Below are 18,118 nucleotides of genomic sequence, written 5' to 3' on the forward strand. Positions count from 1 at the left end.
TAATGCACAAAGAAAGAAGGAAATTCTTCATGGTATTGGAAAAGATAAATAAGCCCAATGATATAAAAAAATTAACAAGTGCAGAATTACCCATTCTTGCAGATGAAATTCGTGATTTCCTGATTCAGAAAATATCAGAAAATGGCGGACATCTGGCATCAAATCTGGGAGTTGTAGAGCTTACCATGGCATTGCATCTTGCATTTCATTTACCGGAAGATAAGATTATCTGGGATGTAGGGCACCAGTCTTATACCCATAAGTTATTGACGGGACGCAAGGCAGGGTTCGACGAATTGCGAAAATATGGTGGAATGAGTGGATTTCCAAAGAGAAAAGAAAGTGAATGTGACTGTTTTGACACCGGACACAGTTCCACTTCTATTTCCGCAGGACTAGGCTATGCGGAAGCAAGAGAGCTTACTGGACAGGATTATCATGTGATATCGGTAATTGGTGATGGAGCATTAACCGGAGGAATGGCATACGAGGCTTTGAATAATGCTTCTCGTATGAAAACGAATTTTATTATCGTATTAAACGACAATAATATGTCCATTTCAGAAAATGTAGGAGGACTTTCCAGACATTTGGGGAATTTACGGACAGCAGAGGCATACAAGGACTTGAAAACAGGTGTGACGAATTCCTTAAGCAAGATTCCGGTATACGGAGAGCGTATGGTGTCGCAGATACGCAGAACCAAGAGCGGAATCAAGCAATTGTTTATTCCGGGAATGTTATTTGAAGACATGGGAATCACTTATTTGGGACCGGTAGATGGACATGACATTTCAGCAATGTTGCGAATTTTCCGTGAAGCAGTAAAGGTGGATGGTGCAGTATTGGTACATGTATTGACACGCAAGGGGAAGGGCTACCTTCCGGCAGAACGACATCCTGCAAGATTTCATGGAGCAGCACCTTTTGAAATAGAAACAGGAATTCCAATCCATCCAAGAACAAAGGCAAACTATACAGATATTTTTTCTACAGTAATGCGTAAATTAGGAGATCGGGATGAAAAAGTAGTTGCTATTACAGCAGCTATGGGAGACGGAACAGGGTTAAAGCGTTTTCACAATATGTTCCCGGAACGTTTCTTTGATGTGGGAATTGCAGAAGGGCATGCAGTAACATTTGCAGCAGGACTGGCAGCAGCCGGCCTAAAGCCCATTGTGGCTATTTATTCTTCTTTTTTACAAAGAGCGTATGATCAGATTTTACACGATGTCTGTATTCAGGACTTGCCGGTAGTATTTGCCATTGATCGCGCCGGTTTAGTAGGTAGTGATGGAGAAACCCATCAGGGAATTTTTGATTTGTCTTATTTATCTACCATTCCCAATATGGTAGTTATGGCACCCAAAAATAAATGGGAGCTTTCCGATATGGTAAAGTTTGCAGTAAAATATCAGCATCCAATCGCTATTCGTTATCCAAGAGGAGAAGCTTATGACGGCTTGAAAGAGTTTCGTGAGCCGATTACATTTGGAAAAAGTGAAGTAATAAAAAGAGAAAGTCAGATAGCACTTTGGGCTGTGGGAAGCATGGTAAAAACAGCAGTAGAAGTAAGAGAGCTGTTAAAAGCCATGGGGTACCAATGTTCTCTTATCAATGCAAGATTTGTAAAACCGTTGGATTATCAGTTATTGGATGAATTAGCGGAAAATCACCAGCTTATCGTTACGATGGAAGAAAACGTAATCAGTGGCGGATTTGGCGAGCATGTGGTATGCTATATGAATGAAAGAGATATGAAAGAATCAGGTAGTAAGGTTCTTAACATTGCCATTCCGGATGAATATGTGGAGCAGGGGAACGTAGATATATTGAAAAAAGAAACCGGAATTGATAAAGAATCCGTGGTAAAGAAAATTGTAGCGGAATATGCTAAAATACGAGAAAGGTTATAGCATGAAAGAAAGATTAGATGTATTATTAGTACAACGAGGACTTGCACCTTCCAGAGAAAAGGCAAAAGTCATGATAATGGAAGGAAATGTATTTGTAGCAGGTCAAAGAGAGGACAAGGCAGGAACCTCTTTTGATGAAAAAGTGGAAATTGAAGTAAGAGGAAATACGTTAAAATATGTAAGCCGCGGTGGATTAAAACTAGAAAAGGCCATGGCAAACTTTGGAATTTCCTTAGATGGTAAGATATGTATGGATATTGGTGCATCTACCGGAGGATTTACTGATTGCATGCTTCAAAACGGAGCAAAAAAAGTATATTCCGTAGACGTAGGATATGGACAGTTTGCATGGAAGTTACGTCAGGATGAGCGCGTGGTATGTATGGAAAAAACCAATATCCGTTATGTAACACCGGAAGATATTGATGATGTTTTAGATTTTGCATCAGTGGATGTATCCTTTATTTCACTTACCAAAGTACTTCCGGCAGCAAAGGAATTGTTAACCGAACATGGTGAGATGGTATGCCTGATTAAGCCACAGTTTGAGGCTGGAAAAGAAAAGGTAGGGAAAAAAGGAGTTGTTAGAGATCCGAAAGTACATGAAGAAGTAATTGAAAAAGTAATTTCTTTTGCACAGGAAATCGGATTTGGTGTTAAAAATCTGGAGTTTTCCCCAATCAAAGGTCCGGAAGGAAACATAGAATATCTTGTATACATTCAAAAGGGCATGGAAAGTCAGGAGGAGCCGGTAGACGTAAAAGCTGTGGTTGCCAAGGCACACAGTACGCTGGCATAAGAGCATGAAGCATTTTTACATTATTGCAAATCCACAAAAAGATAAAGAATTAGTATTAACAAAGAGAATAAAAAAATTTGTCGAAGAACGTGGTGGAAGCTGTGATTATCAGTTAAATCAGGCATGTGATGTAACAGAACTTCCCGATAAAACGGAGTGTATCTTAGTAGTCGGAGGGGATGGAACATTGCTTCGGGCAGCCCGTGATATGGCAGAATACAATATTCCCTTAATCGGAATCAATACCGGACATGTAGGGTATTTATGTGAGCTGGATACAGAAAATGTCATGAGCGGTTTAGAAATACTTATGAAAGGAACGGGCTATTCTGTGGAGGAGCGTATGCTTTTAACCGGATATTTGATGAATAAGTCGGGACATTCCGGACAGCAGGTTGCATTAAATGATATCGTAATCCATCGTTCCGGGGTACTTCAGGTAGCAGATTTTATTATTTCCGTAAATGGAGAATATTTGAATACATATAGTGCAGATGGTATTATTATCGCAACCCCTACGGGTTCCACTGCTTATAATATGTCTGCGGGAGGTCCTATCGTAGATCCCAGAGCAGAGCTGATACTAATCACACCCATTAGTCCTCATACCTTGAATGCAAAAAGTATCGTACTTGGTGCAGATGCAGAAATTACCATAGAAGTAGCACCAAGGCGAGTAGAAAATGATGAAAAGGCAGAAGTGAGCTTTGATGGCGATCATGTAGGAATTTTGGAGGTAGGAGAAAAGATTGTAGTAAAAAAAGCAGGAACCAGAACAGGAATATTAAAACTCAGTAAGTTAAGTTTTTTGGAACGTTTGGGAAAGAAGTTGCAAGGATATACCAGCTAATAAAAGGAGAATAGAGATAATTATGAAATCAAAACGTCATGCTAAGATTTTGGAAATTATAAGGAAGTATAATATTGAAACACAGGAAGAATTGTCAGACCGCTTAGAGCAGGAAGGATTTGCGGTAACACAGGCAACGGTATCAAGAGATATTCGTGAATTGAAGCTTACAAAAGTGGCTAGTGGAACAGGTGGAAGACAAAAGTATGTGGCACTGAATGAAAATCATGTAGATATGAGTGAGAAGTACATTCGTGTTTTTCGAGATGGATTTGCATCCATGGATATGGCACAGAATATTTTAGTGATAAAGACGGTGTCGGGAATGGCTATGGCAGTTGCCGCAGCATTAGATGCCATGGATTGTCATGAAATAGTAGGAAGTATTGCAGGTGATGATACGATTATGTGTGCAGTACGAACTGTAGAAGATACAGAGAATTTAATGAAACGATTAAGAAAAATCGTAGAAAGTTAAATGTAAGATACTGATTTTTAAGCCGTTGTAAATGAGAGAGCAGAAGGAGAACGGATATGTTAGTAAGTCTGCATGTGAAAAACCTTGCGTTAATTGAAGAAGCGGAGGTAGAATTTGGACCGGGATTAAATATTCTTTCCGGTGAAACAGGAGCGGGAAAATCAATTATTATAGGCTCCATTAATCTGGCGTTAGGAGAAAAAGTCTCAAAAGAGATGTTACGGGAAAACGCAGAATATGCTCTGGTTGAGCTGATTTTTAAAGTGGAGAATCCACAGCAACAGAAATTATTAGAGGAGATGGATATTTTTCCGGAAGATGGAGAAATCATCATGTCCAGAAAGATTACAGCTACAAGAAGTGTAGGAAAAATCAATTCTGAGACAGTATCAGCATCCTGTATGAAGGCAGTAGCTGCACTTCTGATTGATATTCATGGACAACATGAACATCAATCTTTGCTTCATAAAAAGAAGCATTTAGAAATATTGGATGAATATGCCAAAGAGGAATTAAAAGAAAAAAAGGAAACATTAAAGGCTTGTTATCAGGAATATCAGAAGATATTAGAAGAAAAGAAACAAGCAGTAACGGATGATGTGCAACGAGAGCGCGAGCTGTCTTTCCTGGAATATGAGATAAATGAAATTCAGGAGGCTCATTTGGTAGTTGGAGAAGATGAAACCTTAGAAAGCAGCTATCGGAAAATGACAAACAGCCGTAAAATTATGGAAGCAGCGAATATTGCCCATAATCTAACCGGAGGAGACGGCAGTGCTACAGAACAGATAGGACGAGCTTTAAGAGAGCTTACTTCGGTGGCAGAGTATGATAGCGAGTTAGAGCAGATAGCAGAGCAAATCGGTGAAATTGATAGTTTGTTGAATGATTTTAATCGAGAATTGGCAGCCTATATTTCCAATGGAGAATTTGACGAAGAGACCTTTTTTGAAACAGAGAAACGTTTAGATGAAGTAAATCATTTAAAGGATAAGTTTGGCGGTTCTATTGAAGCAGTGTTAAAAGCACAAGAAGAAAAAGAGCAACGTTATCAGCAACTTAAGGATTATGAACATTATCTGGAAGAATTAGCAAAGCGAGAAGAAAAGGCAGAACATGCATTGCAGAAAAGTTGCAAGGAAGTATCTGACATTCGAAAACGTTATGCAGAAAAATTGACAAAACTGGTACAAGATGCCTTAGTAGATTTAAATTTCTTAGATGTAACATTTACCATGGCATTTCAGAATACACCAAATTATACGGCAAACGGAACAGATGATGCAGAATTTTTAATTTCTACCAATCCGGGTGAACCGGTGAAACCACTGGGAAAAGTAGCATCCGGCGGTGAATTGAGTCGTATTATGTTAGCAATTAAAACAGTTTTAGCAGAGAGTGACCAGATAGAAACATTGATTTTTGATGAAATTGATTCAGGTATCAGTGGACGAACAGCACAGATGGTAGCCGAAAAAATGAATGTGATAGGAAAAAATCATCAGGTCATTTGTATTACCCATCTTCCACAGATAGCAGCCATGGCAGATCAACATTTCTTAATTAGTAAAAATGTGGTAAATCAGTCAACGGTTTCTAATATTTCCAGATTAAAGGAAAAAGAAACCATTGAAGAGTTGGCAAGAATGCTTGGCGGTGTGAAAGTAACGGATACGGTATTAGAAAGCGCAAAAGAAATGAAAGAACTTGCAAAGTCAGTTAAAAAATCCCAGAGTTAAAAAGTAAAGAACTTCATATAATAAAAAAGGATTTCAGTAGAAGCTGAAATCCTTTTTTATGTAATAGGAGGAATATGAAAATATGAAAAAGCAAAAATGTATTGCAAAAGCCAGTATACTAGGAGGGCTTGGACTGTTGTTGGTATTTTCTTTCTTTATTATGAAAGAATCAATTCCCGACAAGATATGGATGGTACAGGGGAAAAAAGAAGAATTTAATTTTCATGTTCCAATGACTGGAGTAGTGGAGAAAGAGGGATTAGAGGTATTTGACAATCAATCTCAGACGGTAAATCAGGAAGAAATACATGTAGATTTGAATAAAAAGTTTTCCATAAAGTCAGCAAAGCAAGGAAGTTATTCTATGATATGTCGGCTTTTTGGAATTTTTGAAGTAAAAGAAGTTGCAGTAGAAGTTATTGAAGAAGAAAATGTGGTGCCTTGTGGAATCCCAGTGGGAATTTATGTAAAAACAGAGGGCGTATTAATTATTGGAACAGGGGTGGTAAACGGAACAGATGGGATGAATTACGAACCTGCTGCAAATATTGTAAAAAGCGGAGATTATATCAAAACAATCAATGAACAGGTAGTAAAAACAAAAGAAGATGTAATAGAGGCAATCAACAAATGCGGGGGCAATGCGGTGGTTCTTGGAGTCGTGCGTGACGGTGAATATATTGAGTTAAAGGTAGAGCCGGTAAGAACAGGCGAAAATGAATATAAGCTAGGGGTATGGGTAAGGGATGACTTAGCGGGGGTTGGGACACTTACTTTTTCCGATAGTGCAGGAAATTATGGAGCGTTAGGGCATCCGGTAAGTGATATGGATACAGGAACTAAAATATGCATGTCAGAGGGAACCTTATATGAAGCTCAGGTAGTAGGCATTACCAAAGGAGAAAAAGGAAAGCCGGGAGAAGTATCGGGTCTTATCACATATCTGGATCAATTTAAGTTAGGAAATGTAGAAAAAAATACAGAAGTTGGAATTTACGGAAAGTTACAGCGTATACCGGAGCAGATTCAGGGAGAAAAATATTGCCCGGTGGCAATGAAGCAGGAAGTGCAGGAAGGAAAAGCTCAGATTATTTCCTATCTTTCCGGAGAACGAAAAGAATATGAAATTAATATTACCGGTATAGATTATAGCAGTAATAATATTAATAAAGGAATTCTCTTTGAAGTGACAGATTCGGAATTATTGGAATTAACAGGTGGAATTGTGCAGGGAATGAGCGGCAGCCCCATTATTCAGAATGGAAAAATGATAGGAGCGGTAACCCATGTATTTGTACAGGATGCAGCAAAGGGATACGGAGTTTTTGCAGAACAAATGATTGAAAGGTAAAGTTTAAAAACTTAGTGACATTCTTCGACAAAATCCAACTAACGAAAACAGATATTATCAATGGGAAAAGGTATTTAGTTCTTTTTAAATGACAGGGTTCGTGTTATTATGGAACAATAGATGGTATGTTGTCGAAATTACAAGAAATCTTTTCATTGAAGTAATATTCAGATACAGTTATAATACAAATTGTTTCTAATTATGATGAAAAGCAACAGGAGGATATGACGTGGAAAAATTAAATGTAGCAATTGCAGATGATAATGAGAGAATGCTGCAAGTATTAGGGGATATTGTTAGAAGTGATGAGGAGTTTCAGGTGGTCGGAACTGCAAAAGACGGTGAAGAAGCCTATGAAATGATAAAAAAGAAAGAACCGGATGTTGTATTATTGGATATTATCATGCCAAAATTAGATGGATTGGCAGTCATGGATAAGGTGAAAAATGACAAAAATATGAAACACTGTCCGGCATTTATCATGATAAGCGGTGTAGGACAACAAAGCATCACAGAGGATGCCTTTGACTTAGGTGCGGATTATTATATTATGAAGCCCTTTGACAGTGATGTAGTCATCAGTCGTATCAAACGTGTGCGAGATAAAGAGAAGAGCAAAGGATTAGAAGCAAGAAAAGTAAATCCTTATGAGAAAAAGGAAAAGTTAGAAGAACGTAATTTAGAAAATGATGTTACCAACATCATTCATGAAATCGGAGTGCCGGCACATATTAAGGGGTATCAGTATTTAAGGGAAGCAATTATGATGTCCGTTACCGATATGGAAATGCTCAATTCCATTACCAAAATTCTATATCCAAGTATTGCAAAGAAGTTTCAGACAACGCCAAGCCGGGTAGAAAGAGCAATTCGTCATGCAATAGAAGTAGCATGGAGTCGTGGAAAAATGGACACCATAGACGAACTTTTCGGATATACCATACATAATGGAAAGGGAAAACCGACAAATTCAGAATTTATAGCTTTAATTGCAGACAAAATTCGGTTAGAATATAAGATAGGAAAATAATTACTAACCGGAGGTACTAAATGAAGAAAATACTTTTTGCAGCATCAGAGGGCAATCCATTTATAAAAACAGGAGGTTTGGCAGACGTAGTTGGAGCACTGCCAAAGTATATTGATAAGTCATTGTATGAAATCAGTATTATTATGCCACTGTATCGGTGTATACCCCAGAAATTTCGTGAACAGATGAAAAAAGTAACCCATTTTTATGAAAATATGCCAAGAGAACAAGAGTATATTGGAATCTATAAAATGGAAGAGTCAGGAATTACCTATTATTTCATAGATAATGAATATTATTTTGCAGGAGATGCGCCGTATCACCATATCTGTGAAGATGTAAATAAGTTTGCATTTTTTTCCAGAGCGGTGTTAGCAGCATTACCACAGTTAAAATTCTGTCCGGATGTAATACATTGCCATGACTGGCAAACAGGATTACTTCCAATGCTATTAAAAGTATTTTATGGGGAAAATAAATTTTATCAGAACATCAAAACAGTTTTTACTATTCATAATCAAAAATTCCAGGGAAGATGGCAAATTGATGATATTGAAAATTGCAGAGATATCCCTGCAAAGTATCGGTATGGTGCTATGGAAGCATATGGAGAAAGTAATTTCCTAAAAGCAGGAATTCTTTATGCAGATCAGGTTACTACCGTAAGTGAGACTTATGCCAGAGAAATACAGACACCGGAAGGCGGTGAAGGCTTAGATGGTGTAATGAGAGAAGTCTCAGGAAAACTTTGTGGAATCATCAACGGGATTGATGAAAAGGAATATGATGCACAGACAGATAAAAATATTCCATATCCATTTGGAACTAAAAATATAGCAGAAAAGAAAAAGGATAAGAAAGCACTGCAAAAGGAAATGGGATTAAAACAGGATGCAAAAGCATGTGTTATTGCAATTGTATCACGTTTAACCCAGCAAAAAGGCTTTGAATTAGTAGTTTCTGTTATGGAGGAGTTATTGCAGACAGAACATGTACAGGTAGTTGTTCTTGGAACAGGAGAAGAGCGATTTCAGCATGATTTCTCCTGGTTTGCACAGAAGTATCCGAGCCAGATGTGCGCCAATATTGGGTATAGTGAAGATAAGGCGCATCGCATTTATGCAGGAGCAGATATGTTCTTAATGCCTTCTCAGTTTGAGCCTTGCGGACTTAGTCAGCTTATTAGTATGCGGTATGGAACAGTACCAATTGTGCGAGAAACCGGTGGATTGAAAGATACTGTAGAGCCTTATAATGAGATTTGGCAGACCGGAACCGGATTTGGATTTCGCAATTATGATGCAGGGGAAATGTTATTTATTATTCGGTATGCACTTAAAATCTACCAGGAGCAACCAAAAGCATGGAAAGCCATGATGAAACGTTGTATGAAACATGATAGCTCCTGGCAGACCGTTACTAAGAAGTATGAAGCGATTTATGAAAAAATCACATCGTAATACTATCTGTATTTCTGTGGTAATAGTAAACATGATCCGATAAGATTTCTTCAGCAGCCACTTCGGATTCATTGACTTCCGTTACCATTTGAGATAAGGAAGAAATGGATTCTGTGACAGTGGTAGGCATAAGAATTACCTCATGAATGCTGCTGGGAAGAATATAGAGGTCGCTATTCAGGCGTTCGGCAATATCTTTTAAAACATTGTCATAGAGAATGCAGCAGGCTCCACCAAAACGTTGTTGATTGGTTAGTACATACATGGGAACAGTAGTGGAAGAATGAAAGGCTTGCTGTGTGTCTGAGTGTTCCGCAAACGGAAGCTGCTCCAGTGCCGGAAGCAAAAGCTCCTCCAGTGAATTACAACAGGAATTGAGTAAAAACGGTGTATTCTTTTCTGCCAAAGAAAGCAGATCAGGGGCAGTGACATTCCAATAGGAAAGGTGTTCATTTCGAATAAGTACAGAAGCACTTTCGGTAGAGGATTTCGATAGAAGACAATAAAATACAATGGCAAGATCTAAAAAAGGAATCCAGGGAACTTCTTTGAGGAGTTCTCTGTTTTTTTTCTGATGAATGAGTTTGTATACAATATGGGAACGCACATTATCAAAGTCGGTGAAAAAACTTGTATCAATACTGTGAGAAGTACGATGTTCCTGATAGTAACTGTAAATCTGTGAAACAATAGATGCAAAAGGGATATCTTGCCGTAATTGCTTGAAATAAGGGGCTAGATAAATTGTGGGTGAGATATTAAGTCCGGGTTCTAAAATAGTCAATGCATCTTCTGTTTGATTATTGTTACGGGAAATAGATTGAATGGTAATAGATGTGCCCGAAGGAAACTGTTCTTCCAATTGAGCAACTACCTGAGTTTTAAATATTTCGTATGTCATAAGACCTCCTGCGCTGTGCTGGCAAAGCAGGACCCACACAGGATTCTGTGTGGGTCTAAATGTAACATGAAATAAAAAGAAATACAAGTAAATAAAAGAAAATTTGATATTTGCGTATAGCGTATGCGTTACTCGGAGTAGGCTTTTAGTTCCAGCCAAAGTTCACTGTAAAGAGTAGTAGTATCATCATCTAATGATTTTAATACTTCACAGTTATTAAGGATATCCTTCGGTGGAAAGATGGTAGTGTTCGCCTGTAAATCCGGGTCTAATTGCTCCACTACCTTGGTGTTAGGAGTAGCATAGTAGACATAGTCAAAATTCATTGCTGCAATATCTTCACGACATAGGAAGTTCAGAAACTTTTCTGCATTTTCCTGATTGGTACAGGTTTTGGGAATGAACCAAGAGTCAATCCACATATTGGAACCTTCCTTTGGAACAGAGAAAGCAAGATTATCATTGTAGTCCATAGCAAGTCCTGCTTCTCCGGAATAAACAACAGCCATAGCTGCATTTTCTGCAATCATTTCGTCCTGTGCTTCATCCACCAGATAAGAGTAAATCATGGACTTTTGCTTTAAAAGCAATTCCTGGGCCTCACGAAGTTCTTTTTCATCGGAAGTATTAAGAGAATATCCAAGACGTTTTAAAGCAACCATAAAGGCATCTCGAACGGAATCCGGCATGATAATCTGTCCATCGTAATCTTTGTCCCAGAGAATATCCCAAGAATCCACTTTGGATTCATCCACCATATTTTTATTATATAAAATTCCTACAGTTCCGAAGAAATAAGGAAGGGTGTATTTGGTATCCGGGTCGAAAGACTTGGAAAAATCAAAATAAGCTTTATCAAGATTTTCTGCCAATGGAATATTGTCATAATTCATTTCTAAGACCTGACCTTCTTTGATAAGTTTTTCAACCATATAGTCGGAGGTGCAGATAAGGTCGTAGTCAATCGCTCCCGCTTTGTATTTGGTATACATATTTTCAGGGGTAATATACTCTTCATAATCCACATGAATTCCGGTTTCTTTTTCAAAGAGTTCTAAAACTTCTGGATCAATATATTTTCCATAGTTTAAAACGGTAAGTGTATTTTCTGATTTTTTAGAACCGCATCCGCTAAAAAGAGTCAGAGCGGTTAATGTAGCACAAAAAATAGCAATTAATTTCTTTTTCATAGAGATTACTCCTTTTCTATGGAATTACTTACTTGCTTTTTCACGTTTGGCAGAAGGACCAAAGTTCATCAGAAGTAAGAGTATCAATGCTGCCATAAATAAAATCGTAGACAAGGCATACATTTCAGGGTTAATACCTTTTCGCATATTTGTATAAATCATCGTAGATAAGGTATTAATTCCGGCACCTTTTGTAAAGTAAGTAATGGAAAAGTCATCCAGGGACATAGTCATCGCCATAAGGAAGCCGGATAATACGCCGGGGCGCAACTGTGGCCAGGTGATTTTGAAAAAAGCGTATAAAGGTGTAGCACCAAGGTCTAAAGCTGCTTCGTAAGTGTATTTACTGGTCTGACGCAATTTTGGTAATACATTTAAGATAACATAAGGAATATTAAATGTAATATGTGCAATCAGAACAGTTCCCATACCAAGACGGGTAAATCTCACGAACAAAAGCATCATGGAAATACCGGTTACAATATCCGCATTTAACATGGGAATGTTTGTTGCGCCAAGCATAATGGTCTGATTCCGCTTTTTCATTGCATTAATACCCAAAGCGGCAAGGGTGCCAAGCAAGGTGGCAATGAGGGCAGAAGCAAGTGATATTATAATGGTGGTTCCAAAAGCCTTCATAATCGTAGGACTTGTAATCATTTTCTGATACCATTTCAAGGTAAATCCGCCCCAGTATACTCTGGATTTAGAATTGTTAAAAGAGAGTACAATTAAAACAGCAATAGGCAGATAGAGAAATAGAAAAATCAAGGTTAAGTAAATACGTTCTGCTGATTTTTTTACCATACGTTAGCACCTCCTTCGGTATCACGAGAATTTACAAGTGTCATGCTGACTAATACAAAAATCATTAATACAAAGGAAAGACCTGCCCCAAGGTTCCAGTTATAGTCCTGGGTAAATGCCTGTTCAATAATATTTCCTATTAATAAAACTTTTCCACCACCCAATAAGTCAGAAACAGCGAAAGAAGTTAATGCAGGTACAAATACCATGATAATACCGCTGATTACACCTGACATGCTTAAAGGTACAATGATTTTAAAGAAAATCGTAATATTTCCGGCACCAAGATCCTTTGCTGCCTCAATCACATCACGGTTGATGCGAGCCAGGGCATTATAAATAGGCAGTACCATAAATGGAAGAAAATCGTACACCATACAAAGAACAACAGCCGCAGGAGTATTAATAATATGAAGGTCCGGTAATCCGAAAAAGCCTAGTATCGTATTAATAATACCGTTATTGGATAGAAGCATTTTCCAGGCAAGGATTCGAAGCATAAAGTTCATCCACATAGGAAGAATGAAGATAAACACAATAAATCCCTGACTTCCGTTTTTCATATTATTTAGTATCATGGCAAGTGGATATGCCAATACCAGACAAATCAATGTACAGACCAATGCCAGTTTTAAAGAAAACAGCAGTGCCCGGAAAAAGATAGGGTGTGTAATCGTCAATACATTGGATATGGTAAAAGAACCGCTGGAGGTAGTAAATGCATAGTAGAGAATCATAACTACCGGTAGCAGGATAAATCCAACAATCCATATCATATAAGGACCAGCAAAAAGCTGACGTTTTAAGTTACGCATCTAATTCCACCGCCTTTTCATCACTAGATTCCGGTTTATTCATAATCTGAATGTTAAACGGGTCTACGCGGATTCCGACTTTTGAACCCACAGGATGCATCTGGGTAGTATGAACCAGCCATTCATATCCTCCGGCAAGTACCTCAATTTCCCAGTGAACACCTTTGAAAATAAGAGAAGTAACTTCTCCGGATAAAAGTTCCTGTTCCGGAGCAACCAGTTCTACATCTTCCGGGCGGATAACTACGTCTACCGGAGTATTTGTGCCAAAGCCTTCATCCACACATGGAAATGTTACATTTAAAATTTTTACCAGTTTGTCTTCTAACATAATACCATCAATGATATTGCTTTCGCCGATAAAGTCAGCTACAAAGGCATTGCATGGCTCGTTATAAATATCTTCCGGTGTTCCAATCTGTTGAATATAACCTTGATTCATAACTACAATGGTATCAGACATGGTGAGGGCTTCTTCCTGATCATGGGTAACATAGATAAAAGTAATGCCTAATTCATTTTTTAAACGAATCAATTCATATTGCATATCCTGACGAAGCTTTAAGTCCAAAGCACCTAATGGTTCGTCTAAAAGTAAAACCTTCGGTTCATTTACAATGGCACGGGCAATGGCAATTCGCTGTTGCTGTCCACCACTTAGAGAATCAATGCTTCGTTTTTCAAAACCATCCAGATTCACTAATTTTAGTGCATATTTGATTTTATCATTAATATAATCCTTGCTTTTTTTCTTAATTTTTAGACCAAAAGCAATATTTTCTGCAATAGTCATGTGTGGAAAGAGAGCATAACGCTGAAACACGGTATTGAGTTGACGCTCATTTGGTGCGAGATTGGTAATATCTTTTCCGTCAAAAATAATTTTACCGTTATCCGGGGACTCAAAGCCGCCGATTAAACGTAGGGTAGTAGTCTTACCACATCCGGAAGGACCAAGCAGGGTAAGAAATTCATTTTCACGAATATAGAGATTCAGATCATCTAAAATTGTGTGTCCGTCATAGGATTTGGTAATATGTTGTAAATCAATTAATTTTTTACTCATGGAAGTTCCTCCTAAAAGCTTGGGGGAGTAGTAATCCAAAGAATTGTAGACTCCCTGTTGCCGTAATTTTCAATATAATGTTTTTTCCCAGATTTAAAATAAAAACTTTCCCCGGTTTTTACAATAGAAGAGCGGGAACCGTAGTGTAATTTGATACTGCCTTTTAGCACATAGCCAAATTCTTCTGCTTCATGGGGAAGATGAGTATCAGAAGAACCTCCCGGACGTAATGTCATAAGAATAGGCTCCATGGCATTTTTCTGTGCATTGGGAATTAACCATTTCGTAGTACTGCCTAGAGGTTCGTTTTCCTTCTCGAAATAATCTTCCTGTCGAAAAATCAGTTGTTCCGGTTCTTCGTCTGTAAAAAACTCAGATGGAGTGGTGCCAAGACATTGAATAATGTCTAATAGCGTACTAATAGAAGGAGAGGTAAGATTACGTTCCAATTGGGAGATAAATCCCTTAGAAAGCTCACTGCGGTCAGCCAGTTCCTGCTGGGTAAGCCCATATTGAATACGCAGTTCTTTCATACGATGTCCAATATCCATCTTTGTTCATCCTTTCTGTAAAAATAAAACTAATAATATATTCTGAGTTTAATAATAATAAACAAAACAAGATATATTATAGACATTAAGTCATGAAAATACAATAGAAATTGTAAAAAGGAAAATTGTAACAATGCGGTGTATAATAAAAAATATTGACAAGTGGAATAGAATGTTTTATGATATACATACCTCATGGGGGTATAAAGGAGGCTTTGAAATGAAAAAAGATATCTACTTAGAAGTAAACGGAATGACTTGTGCTTCCTGTTCAGCAGCAGTGGAGCGTGTTACCAGAAAATTAGATGGTGTAGAGACATGTGATGTGAATCTTACCACACGAAGAGCCCATATTATCTATGATACAGATAAGGTAAAGCTTTCCGATATTAAAAATAAGATTACCAAGGCTGGATTTGAGCCAAAGGATATTGATGCAGAAAATGCAGATGAATTTGGTACACAGGAATTAAAGGAAGTAAAAGAGAAACGTAATCGTTTAATTGCAGCGGCAATTTTTTCTATTCCGCTTCTTTATATTTCCATGGGACATATGTTACCAGTGGCACTTCCGTTACCAGGATTTTTGGATATGATGATGCATCCCATGAATTTTGCACTTGCTCAGTTAGTATTAGCGGCGGCAGTAATGATATGTGGATGGAAATTCTATACCGTAGGATTTAAGACCTTGTTTCGCGGACATCCTAATATGGATTCCTTAGTAGCAATTGGAACAGGAAGTGCATTCTTATATAGTCTTGTGATGACCATACAGATTCCAGGCAATGAACATGCAGTTCACCATTTGTACTATGAGGCAGCAGCAATTGTAATTACATTGATTATGCTGGGAAAATACATGGAGAGCCGAAGTAAAGGAAAAACTTCAGAAGCAATTCGTAAGTTAATAGCATTGGCACCGGATACTTCTATCTTAATTCGTGATGGAGAAGAAGTAGAAGTACCTACGGATGAAATTACAGAAGGAGAGATTCTGTTAATTAAGCCAGGCAGTAAAATACCATTAGACGGTGAGGTAGTCTCCGGAGAAAGTTCCGTAGACGAGTCCATGTTGACAGGAGAGAGCATTCCGGTAGAAAAGCATATGGGTGATGAAGTTATCGGTGGAAGTATGAACTACAATGGTACCATGCAGATGAAGGTAACAAGAACCGGAGAAGATACTACACTTTCTAAGATTATTCAAATGATTGAAGAAGCACAGGGAAAGAAAGCACCAATATCCAAACTGGCAGATACGGTAGCAGGGTATTTTGTACCGGTTGTTATGGCGATTGCAGTACTTGCTGCATTTGGATGGTTTTTAGCAGGAAAAGATACAGCATTTATATTGAATATTTTTGTATCGGTGTTAGTTATTGCGTGTCCGTGTGCCCTTGGATTGGCAACACCAACTGCCATTATGGTAGGAACCGGATTAGGTGCAAACCATGGAATTTTATTCCGAAGTGGAGAGGCATTGGAAGTATTGCAGAATACCAATGCGGTTGTATTGGATAAGACAGGAACCATTACAGAGGGAAAACCCAAGGTTGTGGAAATCATTCTTTCAGAAAACGGTAACTATGCGAAGGATGAATTAATGAAAATAGCAGCAGCCTGTGAACGACTTTCAGAGCATCCCCTGGCACAGGCAATGGTAGATTACGGAAAAGAGCATGCGTTACTTGGAAATGAAGTTGCTGAAAATGTGAGTGATTTTGAGGCAGTAAGCGGAAGAGGCATTCAGGCAAAATATCAAAATATCGCAGTTTCCATTGGAAACCGACGATTTATGGAAGAACAAAAGCAAGATATTTCTAAATTGGAAGAAGCGGCTGCAAGTTGTGCTAAAAAGGGACAAACACCAATGTTTGTAGTACTAAATGGAAAAGCAGAAGGTGTCATTGTAGTGTCTGATACAGTAAAGGATAGTAGTAAAGAAGCAATTCACAGCTTACAAAAAGCAGGAATGGAAGTAATTATGCTGACAGGCGATAATCAGGCAGCAGCAGAGTTTATAGGCGCAGAAGTAGGAGTAAATCAGGTGATTGCAGAGGTACTTCCAAAGGATAAGGCAAGAATTGTGGCAGAATTGCAGCAACAAGGCAAAAAAGTGGTAATGGCTGGTGATGGAATTAATGATGCCCCCGCATTAGTACAGGCAGATGTAGGAGTGGCAATTGGAAACGGAAGCGATATTGCTTTAGAGTCTAGTGACGTGGTTTTGATGAAATCTGATTTACAAGATGTTTATAAAGCAGTAAAATTAAGTAGAGGAACAATTCGCAATATTAAGGAAAATCTTTTCTGGGCATTTTTCTATAACAGCTTAGGAATTCCGGTAGCCGCAGGCGTATTGTATATCTTTGGAGGTCCATTATTAAGCCCAATGTTAGGTGGACTTGCAATGTCCTTTAGTTCTGTGTGCGTAGTAGGAAATGCATTGCGTTTACGCAGATTGAACTTGGAAAAATAGTTTGGCGAGAAAGGAAACAACAGATGGAAAAAGAAGTAGATTGCACCAAGGAGTGTTGTTGCTGCGAGAAGAAAAAAGAACGTAGCTCAAAAGAAATTAAGGATATGGTTCACCGGCTGAACCGAATCGAGGGACAGGTTCGAGGAGTAAAGGCAATGGTGGAAGACAATCGTTACTGCGTAGATATTTTAACACAGGTATCGGCGATACAGTCTGCATTGAACAGTTTTTCAAAGTGTTTGCTTTCAGAGCATATTAAGTCTTGTGTGGTAGAAAATATTAAGGCAGGAAATGAAGAAGTAGTAGATGAACTTTGCAGCACAATTCAAAAGCTGATGAAGTAATAGAATGTAAAATATTAGGAGGAAGAAAAATGACAGTATTAAAAGCAGAAGATATGCATTGTGAAAAATGTGTGGAGAGAATCAATAAAGCATTAGATGCAGCAGGAATTACTCATGAGGTAAATTTAGCAGAAAAAACAGTAAGCATTGATGGATGCGAGCACTGCGTAAAAACAGCCATTGAAACATTAGATGATTTGGGATTTGAAGCTGTGGTAGTAGAGTAGTTTCCAAATTACTGTAATTTTACATGAAAATTACAAAAAAACGGTAGTAGAAAAATAGTTCTTCTTTTATTCTAAAAGCTGGTGACAACAATTTAGAATAGAGGAGAACTAT

General features: G+C 38.1%; 17 protein-coding genes. 11 read left to right on the top strand and 6 right to left on the bottom strand.

Features of this window, described 5'->3' with window-relative positions; all coding sequences use genetic code 11:
• Positions 1-29: 29 nt before the first annotated feature.
• From dxs to glgA, 8 genes are all read left to right on the top strand, one after another.
• Positions 30-1,916: a 1-deoxy-D-xylulose-5-phosphate synthase gene (gene dxs / locus KQI83_RS03595; RefSeq protein WP_216554803.1), complete on the top strand. Its 1,887-nt coding sequence runs from the start codon at positions 30-32 to the stop codon at positions 1,914-1,916.
• Between the two features lies 1 nt (position 1,917).
• Positions 1,918-2,715 carry a TlyA family RNA methyltransferase gene (locus tag KQI83_RS03600; protein WP_216554804.1) on the top strand — a complete coding sequence of 266 codons (798 nt, stop codon included), beginning with the start codon at positions 1,918-1,920 and terminating at the stop codon, positions 2,713-2,715.
• A 4-nt stretch (positions 2,716-2,719) separates the two neighbouring features.
• The gene (locus KQI83_RS03605) at positions 2,720-3,565 is read left to right on the top strand and encodes an NAD(+)/NADH kinase (RefSeq protein ID WP_216554805.1); all 846 of its coding nucleotides are present in this window, start codon (positions 2,720-2,722) and stop codon (positions 3,563-3,565) included.
• A 22-nt stretch (positions 3,566-3,587) separates the two neighbouring features.
• The gene (gene argR, locus KQI83_RS03610; RefSeq protein WP_216554807.1) at positions 3,588-4,043 is read left to right on the top strand and encodes an arginine repressor; all 456 of its coding nucleotides are present in this window, start codon (positions 3,588-3,590) and stop codon (positions 4,041-4,043) included.
• Positions 4,044-4,099: 56 nt separating this feature from the next.
• Positions 4,100-5,782 (top strand): DNA repair protein RecN, encoded by a 1,683-nt coding sequence (recN, locus tag KQI83_RS03615; protein WP_216554809.1) that lies wholly within the window; start codon positions 4,100-4,102, stop codon positions 5,780-5,782.
• 82 nt (positions 5,783-5,864) lie between these two features.
• Entirely contained in the window at positions 5,865-7,133 is a 1,269-nt protein-coding gene (gene spoIVB, locus KQI83_RS03620) for a SpoIVB peptidase (RefSeq protein ID WP_216554810.1), read from the top strand.
• Between the two features lie 229 nt (positions 7,134-7,362).
• Positions 7,363-8,163, top strand: coding sequence for a sporulation transcription factor Spo0A (spo0A, locus tag KQI83_RS03625; protein ID WP_216554811.1), 801 nt, complete (start codon positions 7,363-7,365; stop codon positions 8,161-8,163).
• 20 nt (positions 8,164-8,183) lie between these two features.
• A complete protein-coding gene (gene glgA, locus KQI83_RS03630; protein WP_216554812.1) occupies positions 8,184-9,623 on the top strand; it encodes a glycogen synthase GlgA in 1,440 nt (479 codons plus the stop codon).
• On the opposite strand, the gene KQI83_RS03635 is transcribed toward glgA, so the two are convergent.
• The 6 genes from KQI83_RS03635 to KQI83_RS03655 form a co-directional block, all read right to left on the bottom strand.
• Positions 9,613-10,524: a DUF5688 family protein gene (locus KQI83_RS03635; protein WP_216554814.1), complete on the bottom strand. Its 912-nt coding sequence runs from the start codon at positions 10,522-10,524 to the stop codon at positions 9,613-9,615. The genes glgA and KQI83_RS03635 overlap by 11 nt on opposite strands.
• 128 nt (positions 10,525-10,652) lie before the next feature.
• Entirely contained in the window at positions 10,653-11,714 is a 1,062-nt protein-coding gene (locus KQI83_RS16670) for an ABC transporter substrate-binding protein (RefSeq protein WP_253295484.1), read from the bottom strand.
• 24 nt (positions 11,715-11,738) lie between these two features.
• Positions 11,739-12,521, bottom strand: a complete 783-nt coding sequence (locus KQI83_RS16675; protein WP_253295485.1) for an ABC transporter permease — start codon at positions 12,519-12,521, stop codon at positions 11,739-11,741.
• On the bottom strand, positions 12,515-13,336 hold the full coding sequence (locus KQI83_RS03645) for an ABC transporter permease (RefSeq protein WP_216554815.1): 822 nt from the start codon (positions 13,334-13,336) through the stop codon (positions 12,515-12,517). The genes KQI83_RS16675 and KQI83_RS03645 overlap by 7 nt, the downstream gene beginning before the upstream one ends.
• Positions 13,329-14,402, bottom strand: coding sequence for a spermidine/putrescine ABC transporter ATP-binding protein (gene potA / locus KQI83_RS03650; protein ID WP_216554816.1), 1,074 nt, complete (start codon positions 14,400-14,402; stop codon positions 13,329-13,331). The genes KQI83_RS03645 and potA overlap by 8 nt, the downstream gene beginning before the upstream one ends.
• Before the next feature lie 11 nt (positions 14,403-14,413).
• Positions 14,414-14,953, bottom strand: a complete 540-nt coding sequence (locus KQI83_RS03655) for a helix-turn-helix domain-containing protein (protein ID WP_216554817.1) — start codon at positions 14,951-14,953, stop codon at positions 14,414-14,416.
• Between the two features lie 220 nt (positions 14,954-15,173).
• Between KQI83_RS03655 and KQI83_RS03660 the strand changes: the two genes are divergently transcribed.
• From KQI83_RS03660 to KQI83_RS03670, 3 genes are read left to right on the top strand one after another with little or no spacing between them, the layout of a single operon-like run.
• Positions 15,174-17,435, top strand: coding sequence for a heavy metal translocating P-type ATPase (locus tag KQI83_RS03660; protein ID WP_216554818.1), 2,262 nt, complete (start codon positions 15,174-15,176; stop codon positions 17,433-17,435).
• 23 nt (positions 17,436-17,458) lie between these two features.
• Positions 17,459-17,779: a metal-sensing transcriptional repressor gene (locus KQI83_RS03665; protein ID WP_216554820.1), complete on the top strand. Its 321-nt coding sequence runs from the start codon at positions 17,459-17,461 to the stop codon at positions 17,777-17,779.
• A gap of 29 nt (positions 17,780-17,808) precedes the next feature.
• Positions 17,809-18,006: a heavy-metal-associated domain-containing protein gene (locus KQI83_RS03670; protein WP_216554822.1), complete on the top strand. Its 198-nt coding sequence runs from the start codon at positions 17,809-17,811 to the stop codon at positions 18,004-18,006.
• The last annotated feature ends 112 nt before the right edge of the window (positions 18,007-18,118 follow it).

The organism is Roseburia sp. MSJ-14, from assembly GCF_018918225.1.
Taxonomy (GTDB): Bacteria; Bacillota; Clostridia; order Lachnospirales; family Lachnospiraceae; genus Petralouisia.